Source organism: Xanthomonas sp. CFBP 8152 (assembly GCF_014199025.1).
Lineage (GTDB): Bacteria > Pseudomonadota > Gammaproteobacteria > Xanthomonadales > Xanthomonadaceae > Xanthomonas > Xanthomonas arboricola_B.
In genome coordinates this window covers 732343-750195 of record NZ_JACHNO010000003.1, presented here as the reverse complement: position 1 = coordinate 750195, position 17853 = coordinate 732343, and the positions used below count along the sequence as shown (strand labels likewise).

Here is a 17853-nt window from a genome sequence, read left to right as displayed (position 1 = left end):
CGAACCTGCGTCCCCACAGGTCACCGTTCCTGCCGCCATTGTGCCTGCAATCAGGGGCTGGTCGCGACCGGACGTGTCGAATCCTGCACCCAACCGCTCCAGGACCCGGCGTAAACGCGCGCGCCCGACAAGCCGGCCACTTCCAATGCCAGCAGCAGATGACACGCGGTCACGCCCGAACCGCACATCACCACCGCCTGCTCGGGGCGATACGCGCCCAGCAGCGGAGCCAACTCCGCACGCAGCTCCCCTGCCGGCTTGAAACGGCCGTTGCGCAGGCTCACATCTAGCGGACGACTCACCGCGCCGGGCACATGCCCGGCCACCGGATCGACCGGCTCCGCCTCGCCGCGAAAACGCTCGCCCGCACGCGCATCCAGCAACCAACCCGGCGCCTGATCCAGCCGCGCCAGAATCTGCTCGGCCTCGACCACGGCATCGCTGTCAAAGCTGCCTGGATATGCCACGCCATCGCGCACTGCAGGCGGCTCGGCGCTTTCGGGCAACCCCGCAGCGCGCCAGGCGGCCAATCCGCCGTCGAGCACCGCCACGCGACGATGCCCCATCAGCCGCAGCATCCACCACGCCCGCGCCGCGGCCATGCTGCCGTCGGCAGCGTCGTAGATCACCACCTGGCTGTCCGGGTCGATCCCCCACTCGCCCAGCCGCCTGGCGAATGCGGCGCTGTGCGGCAGCGGATGCCGCCCCCGTGCAGGCCGCGACAGATCGGCCAGATCATCGTCGAGATCGGCGTAGTGCGCGCCTGGCAGATGCCCCTGCGCATAGGCCTTGCGCGCTGCATCCGGGTCCGGCGCAGTCGGTGGCGCAGCGCGCGCGTCCAGCAGTCGCAACCGCGGGTGCGGCAATGCTGCTGCCAACGTGGCGCTGTCGACCAGCGTGGTCCAGTGGAGTTCCGCACTCATGCTACCTGCTCCAGACGACGACGAAGATTGAGGAGAATGGCCGCGGTGGCACCCCAGATGCGGTGGCCCGGCCAGTCGTATTCCAGCACGCGGCGTGGCCGGCCGCGAAACTCCAGCTCCACGCTGCGCAGATTGTCCGGGTCCATCAGATAGGCCAACGGCACCTCGAACACCTCGGCCACTTCATCCGGCTGCGGCACCGCCACGAACGCCGGGTCGATGACCGCCACCACCGGCGTGACGCGAAAGCCGCTCACGGTCAGAAACGGATCCAGATATCCCAGCGCATGCACCTGACCGGCGCCGAGCGCGATTTCTTCGCAACTCTCGCGCAAGGCCGCAGCGGCCGCATCCGCATCCGACGGCTCGACCCGTCCACCGGGAAAACTGACCTGCCCGGCATGGTGACGCAGGCTGTCGGTGCGCCGGGTCAGCAGCACCGTGGTGCCGTGCGTGCGCGCCACCAGGCCGCACAGCACCGCGGCCTCGGCTGACGCGCCGCCTTCGGTCAGATCGATCAATTCGGCATGATTCCAGCCAGGCCCGTCGGGCGCGGTGTCCAGCGCATACAACGCACGCTGCAGCTGCGCACATTCGGGCAGCCGCGCGGCCAACGCGCGCGCGGGCAGAACCGTGTGCAGATACTCCTGACGTTCGCCGTCGCTCATGCTCATCCAACGTGCAATTTCATCCAGGCTGCGCAGGCAGCCGACACAGTGCGCCTGCGCGTCCAGCGAACATACACCGATACACGGGCTGGGAAGGCCACTGCGGTTCGAATCGATGTCGCTCATCGCTGCCTCCCGCCACACCGCATCGTCACGCCGTTCCGCCATCCTGTCACGCGTATCCGGTGAACCCAAACGACAACGCCGGCCTGGTGGCCGGCGTTGTCGCAGCAACATCAAAGGCAATTACTTGACGCTGACCAGCTTGATCTCGAACTGCACAGCCACGTTCGGCGGGAACGGGGTACGCGGATCGGCACCGTAGGCTTTCTCCGGCGGCAGGGTCACTTCCCACTTCGAACCAGCCGGCATCTGCAGCAGCGTGTCGCGCATGGCCTGCATTTCGACTTCGCTGACCTTGATGGCCGGGATCTGCTGCGCGGGACGCGCCTTCTCGCGGTCGCCGAACGGGAACGGACCGGCCACTTCCAGCTGCACGGTGCTGGCCTGGGTCGGCTTGGCGCCCTTGCCTGCTTCGATCACGCGGTACTGCACGCCGCTCGGCAGCGTCTGCACGCCAGCGGTGCCCTTGTTCTTGGCCAGGAACTGGTCGCTCTTGGTCTTGTTAGCAGCAGCGGCCTTGTCGTACTCGGCCTTGGCCTGCTGGGCACGGCCCTGCTCACGCTTCTGGAACGCTTCGACAGCCGGCTTCAGCTGGTCGGCGGTGATCGCCGGCTGCTTCTTGGCATAGGCGTCCTGCAGACCCTTTACCACCGAGTTGATGTCGAGCTGCTCGCCGCGGCCGGTGAGCTCGGCGAGGTTGTTGCCGTAGTCGTAGCCGAAGTAATAGCTCAACTTGCCCTTCTCGGACGTCGTGTCCTGGGCCAGTGCATTGCCCGACAGGGCCAGGGCCGCCACAGCGACCGCGATAGAACGCAACTTCATCAAACAATTCTCCAGGGTGGTGGCACAGGACGGGTCTGCCGCCTGAGATGACGCGCTAGGATAGCGGCCGCGATAGCGAACCGCTACTTATCACGAAAGCTATGACCAGCAAGGCTTTCGGAAGTTCCGCATTTACTAATTTTTTACGTTCGTAAGGATTTCCATGTCCAATCACGTCATTCTGATCGCCGACCACGCCAGTGTACGGACGATCACGGTCAATCGACCGGACAAACTGAACGCCTTGAACCAGGAAACGCTGCGGGCGCTGGATCACGCCTTTGCCGAGGCAGCGAACGCGGACGATATCCGCGTGGTGATCCTGACCGGTGCCGGCCCCAAGGCGTTTGTCGCCGGCGCGGACATCGCCGAGATGCGCGATCTGTCGGCGATGCAGGGCCGCGCGTTCTCGCTGCTCGGTCAGCAGCTGATGCGCCGGATCGAGCGCATGCCCAAGCCGGTGATCGCCATGGTCAACGGCTTTGCGCTCGGTGGCGGACTGGAGCTGGCGATGGCCTGCCATCTGCGCATTGCCGCATCCATCGCACGGCTGGGGCAGCCGGAGGTCAATCTCGGCCTGATCCCCGGTTTCGGCGGCACACAACGGCTGTTGCGTCTGACCGGGCGAGCGGCGGCGCTGGAACTGTGCCTGCTCGGCCTGCCAATCGATGCCGCACGCGCGTTGCAGTTGGGTTTGGTCAATCGCGTGGTCGAGCCGGAGGCATTGCGGGAAGAAACTCTTGCCCTGGCACAGCGCCTGGCCGCCGCCGCACCGCTCGCGCTACGCGGCATTCTGGATGCGGTGGTGTTCGGTGGCGAATGCGCCATCGAAGAAGGCCTGCAGCTGGAAACCGCGCAATTTGCGCTGCTTTTCGCCAGCGACGACATGCGCGAAGGCACCGGCGCCTTTCTCGAAAAACGCCCCGCGCACTTTCTCAACCGCTGATCGGCCTGCCATGACGTCCGACCCTACACCGGCACCACGTCCACTGGCCCTGCAGCTGTTCGACTGCGTCCACGCGGACGATCTCGATCGTGCGTTGGCACTGGGCCTGATGGAGTACCGACCCGATCCGCGCGACGACCTGCTGGATCCGGCCTGCCCGCAGCTGAGCGCGGCATTGCTTGCCACACAGCAACGGCTGCGCGATGCCTGGGCCGCACGCGACCGCTACCGTGCACGCGCCGCGCGCCTGCAACGTCGCGCCGCCGAACGCGATGCACGCCGGACGCCGGCACCGGCGCCCAGCCAACCGGCGGCCGCCGCGTTACCGCCGCTGGCTGCCGCCATCCTTGCGCGTGCCAAGGCCAAGGCCGCTGGTGGAGCACAGCCATGAATGCAATCCACGTCACCGCGCCGGCACGGCGCGGCAGCAGCATGCGCAAGCCTGAAATACAGGAGATGTTCGCGCGCCTGCGCGAGCTCAATCCGCACCCGACCACCGAGCTGGAATACACCACGCCGTTCGAGTTGCTGATCGCGGTGCTGCTGTCGGCACAAGCCACCGATGTCGGCGTCAACAAGGCCACCCGCAAGCTGTATCCGGTGGCCAATACCCCGCGCGACATTCTCGATCTGGGCGAAGAAGGCCTGAAGCGCTACATCGCCACCATCGGCCTGTTCAACGCCAAGGCCAAGAACGTCATCGCCACCTGCAGGATCCTGCTGGAGCAACACGGCGGCCAGGTGCCGCACGATCGCACTGCACTGGAGGCGTTACCCGGCGTCGGCCGCAAGACCGCCAACGTCGTGCTCAACACCGCGTTTGGCGAGCCCACCATGGCGGTGGACACGCATATCTTCCGCGTCGCCAAACGCACCGGTCTTGCCGCAGGCAAGGACGTGCGCGCGGTCGAGGACACACTGGTCAAGGTCATTCCGGCCGAATTCCTGCACGACGCACACCATTGGCTCATCTTGCATGGCCGCTACGTCTGCAAGGCACGCAAACCCGATTGCCCAGGCTGCGTGATCCACGACCTATGCCGCTACCGCGACAAGACCCGCGCGCCTGACGAACGGCCGACAACTCCAAGAAACTAACCAGGCATCACGACAACCAGGCAACCTGCACGTCCCACGCCAGGCAACCACGCCGACAAGCCAGCGTGTGCTTTTGCGAATCCCGATTCCCGATTCCCCAATCCCCGCCCCAAAAAAAAATCGCGACCGGATGATGCGTCTTTCGGCGCCATGCATCACCCGGTCGCGACAGAGATCGCCTAGCGCAAGCGCCGGGCGTTTGCAGCAGGTTTACGCCGCCTTCGCTTGCTCCACGCGCTGTTCGACCAGCACGCTTTCCGCCGTCGGCTGTCCTTCCACGCGTCGATCCAACTCGTTCCAGTCCACCACCAGCTCGCAGCCGCGCGAGGCCGCATTCCGGCTCCAGTCGCGCAGCAACTCGATGCAGGCATGGTCGACGTGATGCAGCCTGGCCACGTCCAGATGCAGTGCGGTGTTCGGCGGCACGCTTTCCAACGTACGCGCCATCGCCGGCACCTTCAGGAACGTCGCCGAGCCCTGCAGGGTCAGATGCATCTCGTCCTTCTTGTGCTCGTGCTCGCGCACGTCCACCTTCAGGCGCGAAGAATGCAGGGCCAGACGGAGCAACGACAGGCCGAAGCCGATCAGCACACCGGTCAGCAGGTCGGTCGCCACGATCGCGAAGGTGGTCGCCAGGTAGATCGCGGCGGTGCCACGACCATAGGTCGCCAGCTCCTTGACCTGCCCGATCTTGATCATCTTCACGCCCGTATAGACCAGGATGCCGGCCAGACACGCCACCGGCGTCATCCGCAACAGCCACGGCAGCAGCATCGCGAAGACCAGCAACCAGCCGCCATGCAGCACCGTGGACATGCGCGTGGCCGCGCCGGCCTGCACGTTGGCCGCACTTCGCACGATCACGCCGGTCATCGGCAAGGCGCCCAGGAAGCCGCACAGCATATTGCCCACACCCTGCGCCGCCAGCTCACGGTCGTACTGCGTACGCGCGCCCTGATGCATGCGATCCACCGCCGCCGCCGACAGCAAGGTCTCTGCGCTGGCGATGAAGGCAAAGGTCACCGCCGACACCAGCAACGTCGCATTGAACACGCCGAAGATGTCCGCCACGCTGGGGATGCTGATCGCCGAGAACAGATTGGTCGGCACATCGACCTTGTTGACGTTCAGGCCCTGCAACTGCACCGTCGCCGTGACCACCACCACCGCGATCAACGCACCCGGCAGGAAACGCAAACGCTGCGGACGCAGCTTGTCCCATGCCAGGATGATGCCGATGGTGGCCAGGCCCACGAACAACGCGGTACGGCCGGTCCCTTCGGTGATCGCCTGCCACACCACGGCCGGCAATGCAGCGAAGTTTTCCAGACCGCGCGCCTTGGGAGCGGCGTCCATCAGCACATGCGCCTGCGAGGCCACGATCAGGATGCCGATGCCCGACAACATGCCGGCCACCACGGCCGGCGACGTCATCCGGAACCACACGCCTGCACGGCATAGACCGGCGATCAACTGAATCGCACCAGCCAGCAGGATCACCGGACCGAGTGCGGCAATACCGTGCTCGCGGACCAGTTCAAACACCAACACAGCCAGGCCGGCGGCCGGTCCACTCACCTGCAAGGGAGAGCCCGCCAGGAAGCCAACGACCAGTCCACCGATGATGCCGGTGATCAGGCCTGTGGCCGGCGGCATGCCGGAAGCGATTGCGATACCCATGCACAACGGGAGCGCGACCAGAAAGACTACGACCGACGACAACAAGTCACGCCCGAACAGTCCCTGACGGAAATATCCGCCGATACCTGATGTGTTCATGATGTGCTCCCTCAGGCGAGTTCAGCGCGCACGACTTGCTGCAGTCGCGGACGTGGGGTGGCTTCGGGGGTGTTGTCCGCCAACAACGGACGGAAGCCACCCTTCTCGGCATCGAAGGCACGGATCTCGCCGTGGGCGATGTCGTAGATCCAGCCATGGATGCGCAAGGTACCGGCAGCCAGACGCGCGGCCACCACCGGCTGCGTACGCAGATGGTCCAGCTGCGAGACCACGTTCTCTTCGGTCATGCAGCTCAGTGCTTCCTGGCTGTGCGGATCGTGTCCATGGTGGGCAGTGACATGACGCGCTGCATCGGTGTGCTTGAGCCAGGCCGCCACGGACGGCACGTCCTCCAGCGATTCCGGCTTGAGCACGGCCTTCATCGCGCCGCAGTCGGTGTGGCCGCAGATCACGATGTGGCGCACACCCAACACGGCAATGGCGTATTCGATTGCCGCAACCACGCCGCTGACATGCTGGGAGTAAGGCGGCACCACATTGCCGATGTTGCGATAGACGAACAGTTCGCCCGGCTGTGCGGAGAAGATCAGCTCCGGCATGACACGCGAATCGGCGCAGGTGATGAACAACGTATGCGGACTCTGGCCACCGGCCAGTTCCTGAAAGCGCGCACTCTGGCGCGGATACACTTCCTTACGGAAATGACGAAAACCTTCTAGCAAACTTTCCATGGGAGATACCTCTAGGTAACGGGTGGCTCTCCGCGGCGAGAACCGCGAAGTGCAAAGACGAACAAGTCAAAGGAAGCCGGTGCGCTGCACCGGGTGACGCGACTAACGAAGGATCAGGCGCGCACTGCGTTGGGAGGACGCAGTTGCGGGATCAGGTCGCGTTTTTGAGTTGCCGGCGCGTAATGCGCGTACCAGGAGGGGAAATAACGTGCGACCACCGGCCATGCTTGGGAGAGCAAGGGGATGTCATCTGCAGAATGGGAATCGACCTGGGTCTGTGCGTCCCCGTCGCCCTGCAGCTCATCGGCTGCATCACGTTCTTCGCCAGCATCCGTCATGACCGCCACGCCGTCGCCCACAAGCGCATCGTGGATGCGGTCATGCGCATCGGCCGCCGACCACGCAGTGAGCGCGAGCAGGCAGACCAACAGCAGCTGGAGGAATCGAGGAAACATGGCCTCGAAACTAACAATTTAGAACGCGCCTGCGCAAGTGGTGCGACGCACAAGGCGCTTGATACGCCTCAGTTTCATGTGGTTGGTTCAGGTCGCAATAAGCCTGGGCGCGCTGAGACGGCGAATTGCGCCGCTGTCACATCTGTCATACGGAGCGACCCGTTCAGACTCATGACACACGCTGACAAAAAACAAACGCACGTAAATCTTTGTCTTTACTGACAAATATCAGATTGCAACGCGATCTGAAATTGTCACATTAACGCAACTTTCACGCCATAGCCTGCGCTCACTTTCTCAGGTCGCAAGGCACACATGAAACGTTCTCCCACCCTGCTTGGCTCCGCCCTGCTGCTGGCGCTGGCCGCACCCGCTGCGCACGCCGAAATCGCCATCGACGTGATCGGTGGTTCGGAGATGTCGCTCGAAGGCCTGGTCCAGGCCGATGGCAACTGGTTCCACAACGATGTGCAGGACCTCAATGGCCCGATCGGTGCCAACGGCGACAATTCCGAGTTCAGCATCCGGCGTGCTGAGCTGGTGCTCAAGGGCAAGGGCCCGGGCAATTTCGAATGGGTGGCCGGTTACGACCCCAGCGTGCTGAAGGAAGTCACCATCCGCGGCACCACCATCCGCAGCACCGGGCGTTTCCTCGACAACAACATCAAGTACAAGTTCGCCGGCAACGCCAACAACTACCTGCAGGTCGGCCAGTTCAAGCAGCCCAACAGCCTGGAAGAGCTGTCCAGCACCAAGAACAACGACTTTGTCTCCAAGGCAGCAGTGACCAACACCTACGGCATCTCGCGCCGGCTGGGCGTGGCCTACGGCATGGGCGACAACAACTGGAGCATCACCGCCAGTGCATTCGGCCGCGAACTGACCCGCAACCAGGCACACGGCAGCGGCTACGGCGCGCGCGGCACCTGGGCGCCGATCAACGAGAGCGGCAACGTGCTGCACGTCGGCCTGAGCTACCTGGGTTACGACACCGACGACGACACTCTGCGCCTGCGCGCGCGCCCGGACGCCGACCTGACCACGGTGCGCCTGATCGACAGCGGCGCTATCACCAACGTGGACAGCGTGGGTGTGGCCGGAGCCGAGGCGATGTGGATCACCGGCCCGTTCAAGCTGCAGAGCGAATTCTTCCAGGAAAACGCCAAGCGCATCGGCAGCAACGCCCACGATTACAAGAGTGACGGCTGGTACGTCAGCGGCGTCTGGAACATCACCGGCGAGACCTGGGGCTACAAGGCCGGCGTGCCGACCACCCCGCTGCCGAACGCGCCGGCCTCGGGGATGTGGCAGCTGGCGGTGCGCTACGACACCCTGGACCTCAACGACGGCCACCTGGTCTCCAACGGCACCACGCCGTTCGTGGACGGCGTGCTGGGCGGCAAGATGGATGTATGGACGGTCGGTGCCAACTGGTACTGGCGCTCCAACTTCAAGTTCGCACTCGACTACGCCAAGGTGGAAAGCACCCGCTACAACAGCGCCACGCGTGGCCTGGTGGACGACAACCCGTCGATCATCGAGGCACGTGCGCAGTTCTATTGGTAAGTGCGCGGTGGATCCGACCGCTGTGGTGCGTTTTCTGTGGGCGCGCCACGGCGGCGACCACCCTGACCCGCCCCGGCAAAAGCGTCACCGCAACGCCGTCATCTGCATGTCATCTCCCGGACACCGCGCGGTCATGCCCCTGCCCTGCAATGGCACGACCGCGGGACGTCCTCATCCCTTCGCTACAGGAGCTGTTCCGTGATCCACTCTCTGAAGACCCGTCTGGCCGTCGGCGTGCTCACCGCCTCGCTGGCCTTGTGCGCCCAGGCCGCCGATGTCACCGGCGCCGGTGCGTCGTTCATCTACCCGGTGATGTCCAAGTGGTCGGCCGACTACAACGCGGCCACCAAGAAGCAGGTCAACTATCAATCGATCGGTTCGGGCGGCGGCATTGCCCAGATCAAGGCAGCCAGCGCGGACTTCGGCTCGTCCGATGCGCCGCTCAAGCCGGAAGAACTGGCCGCGGCCGGCCTGGCGCAATTTCCGTCGGTGATCGGCGGCGTGGTGCCGGTGGTCAACGTGCCCGGCGTGGCGGCAGGCGCGCTGAAGCTGGACGGCAAGACCCTGGGCGACATCTTCCTGGGCAAGGTCAGCACCTGGAACGACCCGGCGATCGCCGCGCTCAACCCGGGCGTGAAGCTGCCCGACGGCAAGATCACCGTGGTGCATCGCTCCGACGGTTCGGGCACCAGCTTCAACTTCACCAACTACCTGTCCAAGGTCAACCCGGACTGGAAGGGCAAGGTCGGCGAAGGCACCGCGGTGCAGTGGCCGACCGGCATCGGCGGCAAGGGCAACGAGGGCGTGGCCGCGTACGTGAAGCAGATCAAGGGCGGCATCGGCTACGTCGAGCTGTCGTATGCGCTGCAGAACAAGATGGCCTACACCGCGATGAAGAACGCCGCCGGCAAGTTCGTGCAGCCGTCCGACGAGACCTTCGCCGCCGCCGCCAACAGCGCCGACTGGGGCAGCAGCAAGGACTTCTACCTGGTGATGACCAATGCCTCCGGCGACAACGCCTGGCCGATCACCGCCACCAACTTCATCCTGGTGCAGAAGAAACCCAAGAACCCGGCCGGCCTCAAGAACACGCTGGAGTTCTTCCGCTGGGTCTACAGCAAGGGCGATGCGCAGGCCAAGCAACTGGACTACGTGCCACTGCCGGACAGCCTGGTGACCCAGATCGAGGCCTACTGGGGCAAGAACCTGCCCAAGTAACGCCAGCCACAGCGACAGGAACGACGCCGTCTCTCTCCCCGGCGTCGGCACCGGGACGCGGCCCCCACGGGGTCGCGTCTTTTTTGTGATGCCTTCGCCAAAAGGCGCTGTCATGCACGTGTAACAAAAACATCATTTCATAGCGTGGTCTGCCGGGTCCCCCGGCCAATCCAGCCTCGGAGCTTCCATGAAACTGCAGTCGGCCAGCCTGACCGCCCTGTCTCTCACCATCGCCCTCGCCCTGGCCGCCTGCTCGCCCGGCAAGGATGCGCAGTCCGGCGATACCGTCAAGGGTTCCCCCAGCGCAGGCGCCACGGCCGGCGACAGCAAGAGCGCGGAGATCTCCGGTGCCGGTGCGTCGTTCATCTATCCGCTGGTCTCCAAGTGGTCGGCCGACTACAACGCCGCCACCGGCAACAAGGTGAACTATCAGTCGATCGGCTCCGGCGGCGGCATCGCGCAGATCAAGGCCGGCACGGTGGATTTCGGCTCGACCGACAAGCCGCTGGACAGCGTCGAACTGCAGCAGGCCGGTCTGGGCCAGTTCCCGTCGGCGATCGGCGGCGTGGTGCCTGTGGTGAACCTGGAAGGCATCGCACCGGGCAAGCTGCGCCTGACCGGCGCGCTGCTGGGCGACATCTTCCTGGGCAAGGTCACGATGTGGAACGACGCGGCGATCGTCGCGGCCAATCCGGGCGTGACGCTGCCGGCGATCAAGATCAACCTGGTGCATCGCTCCGATGGGTCGGGCACTACCTTCAACTTCTCCAACTACCTGTCCAAGGTCAGCCCGGAGTGGAAGAGCAAGGTCGGTGAAGGCACCTCGGTGCAGTGGCCGGGTGGCGTCGGCGGCAAGGGCAATGAAGGCGTGGCCTCGTACGTGCAGCAGATCAAGGGTTCGATCGGTTATGTCGAACTGGCCTACGCACTGCAGAACAAGATGCCCTACGCCTCGCTGCAGAATGCGGCCGGCCAGTGGGTGGAGCCGAATGCAGAAAGCTTCGCCGCCGCTGCCGCCAGCGCCGACTGGGCCAACGCCAAGGATTTCAACCTGGTGATCACCAACGCACCGGGCGAGAAGGCCTGGCCGATCACCGCGACCAACTTCATGCTGATGCACAAGCAGCCCAAGGATGCGGCGCGCAGCAAGGCGACGCTGGACTTCTTCAAGTGGGCGCTGGACAACGGCCAGGCCCAGGCCAGCGGACTGCATTACGTGCCGCTGCCGCCGGAACTGGTCAAGCAGATCCAGGCCTACTGGGCCAGCGAGTTCAAGTGATGCCCTGCACCCGCTGTCATGGCGGGCTGCGCTGCGGTGAGGTGCCTGCGGGCGCCTCACCGTTCCTGCTGTCTCACGCTCCCGCCAGTGCGCGGGTGACGAGTCCAATCCAATGAATGCCACCGCCATTCCCGAAGCGATGACCGCCCCGCGCGGCCGCGACCTGCGCGATGCACGTGCCGATCGCCTGTTCAAGCTTGCGCTGGCCGCCACGGTCGTCTTCGTCCTGTTGGCGCTCGGCAGCGCCGCGCTGTCGATGCTGTGGGGCGGGCGCCATGCCTTGCAGATGCAGGGCCTGAGCTTTTTCTATTCCGCCGACTGGAATCCGGTGGAAAACAAATACGGCGCGCTGGCGCCGATCTACGGCACCCTGGTCACCGCATTGATTGCGATGGTGATTGCGGTGCCGGTGAGTTTCGGCATCGCGTTCTTCCTCACCGAGGTGGCGCCGCGCTGGTTGCGCGGCCCGGTCGGCACCGCCATCGAACTGCTGGCCGGCATCCCGTCGATCATCTACGGCATGTGGGGCCTGTTCGTGCTGGTGCCGGTGATGACCGAGCACGTGACGCCGTGGCTCAACGATCACCTGGGCACGCTGCCGCTAATCGGCCCGTTGTTCCAGGGCCCGCCGTTGGGAATCGGGTTGCTGACTGCCGGCTTCGTGCTGGCGATCATGGTGATTCCGTTCATCTCCTCGGTGATGCGCGAAGTATTCCTGACCGTGCCGACGCGCCTGAAGGAATCGGCGTACGCGCTGGGGTCCACCAAATGGGAAGTCAGCTGGGACATCGTGCTGCCCTACACCCGCTCCGCGGTGATCGGCGGCGTGTTCCTGGGCCTGGGCCGTGCGCTGGGCGAAACCATGGCAGTGGCGTTCGTGGTCGGCAACACGGTGCGGCTGTCGCCGTCGCTGCTGGAGCCCGGCACCACCATCGCCGCGTTGATCGCCAACGACTTCGGCGAGGCCACCGAAACCTATCGCTCGGCATTGCTGCTGCTGGGCTTTGTCTTGTTCATCGTGACCTTCATCGTGCTGGCGATTGCGCGCTTCATGCTGATGCAGCTGTCGCGTCGGGAGGGCAACTGATGTCCTCGGTCTCGCAATCGCTGTACAACCGCCGCCGCGTGACCAACGCGATCGCACTGTTGCTCTCGTGCGTTACCGCGCTGTTCGGTCTGTTCTTCCTGGCCTGGATCCTGTGGACCTTGTTGTCCAAGGGCGTGCCGGGCATCGACATCAACCTGTTTACCAAGATGACACCGCCGCCGATGCAGGAAGGCGGCCTGCTCAATGCCTTCTTCGGCAGTGCGGTGATGTGCGGCCTGGCGCTGGCGATCGGCACGCCACTGGGCATTGCCGCCGGCACCTGGCTGGCCGAATACGGCAATGCGGGCAAGGCCGGGGTGGTAGTGCGCTTCGTCAACGACATCTTGTTGTCGGCACCGTCGATCGTGCTGGGGTTGTTCGTCTACACGTTGTACGTGATGCAGACCGGCGGGCGCTTCTCCGCGTTCGCCGGCGCGCTGTCGCTGGCCTTCATCGTGCTGCCGGTCGTGGTGCGCACTACCGACGAGATGCTGCGCCTGGTGCCGGCGCAGATGCGCGAAGCGGCGTTGTCGCTCGGCATCCCGCAGTGGAAGGTCACCGTGCAGGTGCTGTATCGCGCCGCCTCGGCCGGCATCCTCACCGGCATCCTGCTGGCCCTGGCCCGCATCAGCGGCGAGACTGCGCCGTTGCTGTTCACCGCCTTCGGCAATCAGTACTGGAACAGCAATGTGTTCCAGCCGATGGCCAGCGTGCCGGTGGTCATGAATCAGTTCGCGGGCAGCCCGTACGACACCTGGCAGACCCTGGCCTGGTCGGGCGCGCTGGTGCTGACCATGTTCGTACTGCTGGTGAGCCTGGGCGCGCGCGCCCTGCTATTGCGCAACAAGATTTCCAATGACTGACCTCTCCCTCCGGACACCCGACATGAACGATCTCCAAAACGCCATGCCGATGCATCGCATCGCCGTTCCGGCCGCCAAGGGGGCACCGACCGCGCAGGCGCCGGTGAAGGTGGCCGCACGCAATCTGGACTTCTATTACGACAAATACCACGCGCTCAAGGGCATCAACATCGAGATTCCGGAAAAGCGCGTCACCGCGCTGATCGGGCCGTCGGGTTGCGGCAAGTCGACCCTGCTGCGCATCTTCAACCGCATCTATGCGCTGTATCCGAAGATGGAAGCGCGCGGCGAAGTGCTGCTGGACAACGAAAACATCCTGTCGCCGAAGTACCCGATGAACCGGCTGCGCAGCAAGGTCGGCATGGTGTTCCAGAAGCCGGTGCCGTTTCCGATGACGATCTTCGAAAACGTCGCCTACGGCATCCGCCACCACGAGAAACTGTCCAAGGCCGACATGCAGGACCGCGTCGAGCAGGCGCTGCGCCAGGGCGCGCTGTGGGACGAGGTCAAGGACAAGCTGGGGCAAAGCGCGCTGGGCCTGTCCGGCGGCCAGCAGCAGCGGCTGTGCATTGCACGCGCAGTGGCGCTACGCCCGGACGTGTTGCTGCTGGACGAGCCGACCTCGGCGCTGGATCCGATTTCCACCAGCCGTATCGAGCAACTGGTGGAAGAGCTCAAGCGCGAATACACCATCGTCATCGTGACCCACAACATGCAGCAGGCCGCGCGCGTGTCCGACTACACCGCCTTCATGTATCTGGGCGACCTGATTGAACACGACCGCACCGAAACGATTTTTTCCCAGCCGTCCAAGCAGCAGACCGAGGACTACATCACCGGTCGTTTCGGTTGATGCAAGGCGGGCCGCCGCAGCGCTGCAGTCAAACGACCCCGCCACACCCTGCCCGACCGGCATCCACGCTGCATGCGATGTTGCCGGCAGCGGCGGACATCCACCACCGCCACGAATCGAGATTACGATGAACCAGCACCTCAACGACCATATCGTCAAAAGCTACGACGAGGAGCAGCACCGTCTTGTCGCCGAAATCGTGCGCATGGGCGACACGGCGGTGGCGCAGCTGGAAGCCGCACTGGACGTGGTGGAGCGTCGTGACGACAACGCCGCGCATCGCATCGTGGTCAACGACGAAGCGATCGACGCGCTGGAGCATGCGATCAGCCACGACGTGATGCGCCTGGCATTGCGTGGCCCGATGGCGCGCGACCTGCGCGAGATCCTGGCCGGCCTGCGCATTCCGGCCGATATCGAACGCATCGGCGATTACGCAGCAAATGTCGCCAAGCGCTCGATCGCGCTCAATTCCGCACCACCGCTGCCGCAGACGGTGGGCCTGCGTGCGCTCGGCCAGATGGCCGCCGATGCCGTGCGCGAAGCGGTGCAGGCGTACCGCAACAAGGATGCCGATGCGGCCATCCGCGTACGCGACGAAGATGCACGCCTGGATGCGCAATACACCGCGCTGTTTCGCGAGTTGCTGACCTACATGATGGAAGACCCGCGCAATATCACCCCGTGCACGCATCTGCTGTTCATGGCCAAGAATCTGGAGCGCATCGGCGACCATGCCACCAACATCGCCGAGAATGTGTGGTTTCTGGTCCACGGCGAGCAGCCGCTGCCGCCGCGTCTGAAACGCGACGACACCAGCACGACCGGCGTCATCTGATTGCAGCCGATGCCGGCGACATCCGCCGGCACAGGCGCAGCACCTTATTTCATTACGTATTCAGCTCCAAATGCCTACGGTGAGCTTGCACAGGCTGTTCCTGTGACGCAGGAGTAGGCAGATGAAACGTATCATCGGATCCCTCATGGTTGTGTCGCTGCTGACGTCCGGTGCAGCGTTCGCTGCGCCGCAACAGCACGATGATCGCGACCGCAGCGCGCAGCACGACGACGACCGTGGTGCGGAGCGTCGCGACGATCACCGCAACGACAGACACGACGACCGGCGCGACGACCGCCGCAGCGCGCATAACGACGATCACCGCAACGATCGTCGAGGCCCGCCCTACCGGCGTGGCGAGCGTCTGGCACCGGACCATCGCGGCACGCGGGTGGCCGACTACCGCAAGCATCACTTGAACACGCCGCAGCGCGGGCACGAGTGGCGCCGCGTGGACAACAACTACGTGTTGATTGCGGTGGCCACCGGGCTGATCGCAAGCGTGGTCGCTGCCCGCTGACGCCGGCGGTTTAGCAGAGTTCCTGAGCCCGATCCGTGGCGACACGGGTCGGGCTTTTGGTTGCCGGATCGCCGCTCAGTAGACGTGGGCAAGCCGCCAGCTGCCACGATCGGGCCAGCCGTGCGACCTGCTAGGCTATGCCGATGAACGAACCGGTCGACCTGCAGCCTGCCCCCTCCTTCCTGCCCATGTCGCGGCGCTTCCGCGGCTATCTGCCCGTGGTGGTGGATGTGGAAACGGGAGGGTTCGACTGGAACAAGCACGCCTTGCTGGAAATTGCCTGCGTGCCGATCGAAATGGATGCCGACGGACGGTTCTTCCCCGGCGACACCGCCAGCGCCCATCTGGTGCCGGCGCCGGGACTGGAGATCGACCCGAAGTCGCTGGAGATCACCGGCATCGTGCTTGACCACCCATTCCGCTTTGCCAAGCAGGAAAAGGACGCGCTGGACCACGTGTTCGCACCGGTGCGTGCGGCAGTGAAAAAGTACGGCTGCCAGCGCGCGATCCTGGTCGGTCACAACGCGCACTTCGATCTGAATTTTCTCAATGCTGCCGTTGCGCGTGTGGGCCACAAGCGCAATCCGTTCCATCCGTTCAGCGTGTTCGACACCGTGACCCTGGCCGGTGTGGCGTATGGGCAGACCGTGCTGGCGCGCGCGGCACAAGCCGCGGGCCTGGAATGGAACGCCGCCGATGCGCATAGCGCGGTCTACGACACCGAGCAGACCGCGCGGCTGTTCTGCACGATCGCCAATGCCTGGCCGGGGCCTGTTTGAGCGGGAATTGGGCATTGGCGATTCGCAAGGGCCAGTTGCCTGACGCGTTGCTTGTCCTGAGCCACCCTGCGCCGCAGGTAATGGGACAGCCAGTCAGTAGGTTCTGAAGCGCCCCCTCACTGCCTTTGCCAATCCCAAATCCCCATTCACAGCGCCTAGCCCATACAAGCGCGATCGCGCCTCGCATTCCTGGCCTGATACAGCGCGTGATCGGCGCGCTCTTCGTGCAGGCAGGCCGTCGACGGCCAGGGACGCCCGCTTGCCGTTCACCCACTCCACCCCCCCGCGTTGTGTGGCCAACCCGCACCACGTCGGGGTCTTCGATGTAGTGAGCAGTCGCCAGCTAGGTACGCACGAGGCGGAGAAGCCGCTGCGTACGAATGGCTTATGCCGATTGCGAAGCCGTCCGCGCCTGCTTGGCAATACGCGCAGCGGCGTCGATTGCCGCTTAGGCGCCCAGGCGCTGGCGTACCGCTTCGAACAAGGTCACACCGGCCGCTACCGACACGTTGAGGCTCTCGATATCGCCCGGCATCGGAATCTTGACCAGGCCATCGCAGTGCTCACGGGTCAGTCGACGCAGGCCGTCGGCTTCGCCACCGAGCACAAGCCCGACATTGCCGCGCAGATCCACGCCATACAACGCCGCCTCGGCTTCGCCGGCAAGGCCGTAGAGCCACACGCCCTGCTTCTGCAGATCGCGCAGGCAACGCGCCAGATTGGTCACCGCTACCACCGGAATACGGTCGGCCGCACCGGCCGAAGTCTTGCGCACGGTCGCATTGACCGTGGCCGATTTGTCCTTGGGAATGATTACCGCAGTGACGCCGGCCGCCGCCGCGCTGCGCAGGCACGCACCGAGATTGTGCGGGTCCTGTACGCCGTCGAGGACCAGCAGCAACGCCCGTCCCTCGGCTGCGGTCACCAATGCTTCGAGCTCGTTTTCGGCCCACAGCCGCGCTGCGGCATAGCGCGCGACCACACCCTGGTGGCGCACCTGCCCACCGACGCCATCGAGTGCCTGGATGTTGACCCGGCGCACGTCGATGCCCTTGCGGCGGGCCTGCTCTTCGATTTCGATCAGGCGCGGGTTCTTGCTACCGGCCTCGATCAATACCTCACGCACGTTGTCGGCGTCGTTCTCGACGGACGAGGCGACGGCGTTGACGCCGACGATCCACTGATTCTGCTTGCTCATTGCGCGGGATAGGAAGAGGTAAAGAGGGAATGGTAGGGCCTGCGGCCTGCCACGTCACGGTCGCAACCTGGACCGCGTGACGGCGCAGCCGCTGCGAAAACGCAGGCGCCTTGTCAACTTCGTGCGCAACGCGCGCCGCCGTCAGA

At 64.8% G+C, this 17853-nt stretch carries 19 protein-coding genes; 12 read left to right on the top strand and 7 right to left on the bottom strand.

The features are described 5' to 3' along the window. Positions 1-50 precede the first annotated feature (50 nt). From FHT09_RS15160 to FHT09_RS15150, 3 genes are all read right to left on the bottom strand, one after another. Positions 51-923 carry a sulfurtransferase gene (locus FHT09_RS15160; protein WP_104605482.1) on the bottom strand — a complete coding sequence of 291 codons (873 nt, stop codon included), beginning with the start codon at positions 921-923 and terminating at the stop codon, positions 51-53. After that, on the bottom strand, positions 920-1717 hold the full coding sequence (locus tag FHT09_RS15155) for a CoA pyrophosphatase (protein WP_104538001.1): 798 nt from the start codon (positions 1715-1717) through the stop codon (positions 920-922). Before FHT09_RS15155 ends, FHT09_RS15160 begins: the two co-directional genes overlap by 4 nt. A 120-nt stretch (positions 1718-1837) precedes the next feature. Then, positions 1838-2536, bottom strand: coding sequence for an FKBP-type peptidyl-prolyl cis-trans isomerase N-terminal domain-containing protein (locus tag FHT09_RS15150; RefSeq protein ID WP_104538002.1), 699 nt, complete (start codon positions 2534-2536; stop codon positions 1838-1840). A 163-nt stretch (positions 2537-2699) separates the two neighbouring features. On the opposite strand from FHT09_RS15150, the gene FHT09_RS15145 reads away from it, so the two are divergent. From FHT09_RS15145 to nth, 3 genes are read left to right on the top strand one after another with little or no spacing between them, the layout of a single operon-like run. Next, positions 2700-3482: an enoyl-CoA hydratase-related protein gene (locus FHT09_RS15145; protein WP_104538003.1), complete on the top strand. Its 783-nt coding sequence runs from the start codon at positions 2700-2702 to the stop codon at positions 3480-3482. 10 nt (positions 3483-3492) lie between these two features. Continuing rightward, the gene (locus FHT09_RS15140) at positions 3493-3873 is read left to right on the top strand and encodes a hypothetical protein (protein ID WP_104605480.1); all 381 of its coding nucleotides are present in this window, start codon (positions 3493-3495) and stop codon (positions 3871-3873) included. Beyond that, complete coding sequence (gene nth / locus FHT09_RS15135; protein ID WP_104605478.1) at positions 3870-4580, top strand: endonuclease III; 711 nt, start codon at positions 3870-3872, stop codon at positions 4578-4580. The genes FHT09_RS15140 and nth overlap by 4 nt, the downstream gene beginning before the upstream one ends. Positions 4581-4790: 210 nt before the next feature. Here the strand turns inward: nth and FHT09_RS15130 are convergent, their stop codons facing one another. From FHT09_RS15130 to FHT09_RS15120, 3 genes are all read right to left on the bottom strand, one after another. Beyond that, the gene (locus tag FHT09_RS15130) at positions 4791-6359 is read right to left on the bottom strand and encodes a SulP family inorganic anion transporter (RefSeq protein ID WP_104605476.1); all 1569 of its coding nucleotides are present in this window, start codon (positions 6357-6359) and stop codon (positions 4791-4793) included. 11 nt (positions 6360-6370) lie between these two features. Then, the gene (locus FHT09_RS15125) at positions 6371-7051 is read right to left on the bottom strand and encodes a carbonic anhydrase (protein ID WP_016902474.1); all 681 of its coding nucleotides are present in this window, start codon (positions 7049-7051) and stop codon (positions 6371-6373) included. 113 nt (positions 7052-7164) lie between these two features. After that, positions 7165-7485 (bottom strand): hypothetical protein, encoded by a 321-nt coding sequence (locus FHT09_RS15120; RefSeq protein ID WP_181141263.1) that lies wholly within the window; start codon positions 7483-7485, stop codon positions 7165-7167. A 336-nt stretch (positions 7486-7821) separates the two neighbouring features. On the opposite strand from FHT09_RS15120, the gene FHT09_RS15115 reads away from it, so the two are divergent. From FHT09_RS15115 to rnt, 9 genes are all read left to right on the top strand, one after another. Continuing rightward, positions 7822-9072 (top strand): OprO/OprP family phosphate-selective porin, encoded by a 1251-nt coding sequence (locus FHT09_RS15115; RefSeq protein ID WP_104605472.1) that lies wholly within the window; start codon positions 7822-7824, stop codon positions 9070-9072. A 198-nt stretch (positions 9073-9270) separates the two neighbouring features. Beyond that, the gene (pstS, locus tag FHT09_RS15110) at positions 9271-10290 is read left to right on the top strand and encodes a phosphate ABC transporter substrate-binding protein PstS (RefSeq protein ID WP_181141256.1); all 1020 of its coding nucleotides are present in this window, start codon (positions 9271-9273) and stop codon (positions 10288-10290) included. 187 nt (positions 10291-10477) lie between these two features. Then, positions 10478-11569: a phosphate ABC transporter substrate-binding protein PstS gene (gene pstS, locus FHT09_RS15105; RefSeq protein ID WP_104605468.1), complete on the top strand. Its 1092-nt coding sequence runs from the start codon at positions 10478-10480 to the stop codon at positions 11567-11569. Between the two features lie 112 nt (positions 11570-11681). Next, positions 11682-12656, top strand: a complete 975-nt coding sequence (gene pstC / locus FHT09_RS15100; RefSeq protein ID WP_006450306.1) for a phosphate ABC transporter permease subunit PstC — start codon at positions 11682-11684, stop codon at positions 12654-12656. After that, the gene (gene pstA / locus FHT09_RS15095) at positions 12656-13519 is read left to right on the top strand and encodes a phosphate ABC transporter permease PstA (protein ID WP_104605466.1); all 864 of its coding nucleotides are present in this window, start codon (positions 12656-12658) and stop codon (positions 13517-13519) included. Before pstC ends, pstA begins: the two co-directional genes overlap by 1 nt. Positions 13520-13541: 22 nt before the next feature. Further along, entirely contained in the window at positions 13542-14372 is an 831-nt protein-coding gene (pstB, locus tag FHT09_RS15090) for a phosphate ABC transporter ATP-binding protein PstB (protein WP_104605464.1), read from the top strand. 127 nt (positions 14373-14499) lie between these two features. Further along, a complete protein-coding gene (gene phoU, locus FHT09_RS15085) occupies positions 14500-15210 on the top strand; it encodes a phosphate signaling complex protein PhoU (protein WP_005994733.1) in 711 nt (236 codons plus the stop codon). Positions 15211-15331: 121 nt separating this feature from the next. Continuing rightward, entirely contained in the window at positions 15332-15730 is a 399-nt protein-coding gene (locus tag FHT09_RS15080) for an RcnB family protein (protein WP_104605462.1), read from the top strand. Between the two features lie 137 nt (positions 15731-15867). Continuing rightward, positions 15868-16509, top strand: coding sequence for a ribonuclease T (rnt, locus tag FHT09_RS15075; RefSeq protein ID WP_102584351.1), 642 nt, complete (start codon positions 15868-15870; stop codon positions 16507-16509). Positions 16510-16957: 448 nt separating this feature from the next. Here rnt and rlmB read toward each other — a convergent pair whose 3' ends face one another. Next, a complete protein-coding gene (rlmB, locus tag FHT09_RS15070) occupies positions 16958-17707 on the bottom strand; it encodes a 23S rRNA (guanosine(2251)-2'-O)-methyltransferase RlmB (RefSeq protein WP_104605460.1) in 750 nt (249 codons plus the stop codon). Between the last annotated feature and the right edge of the window lie 146 nt (positions 17708-17853).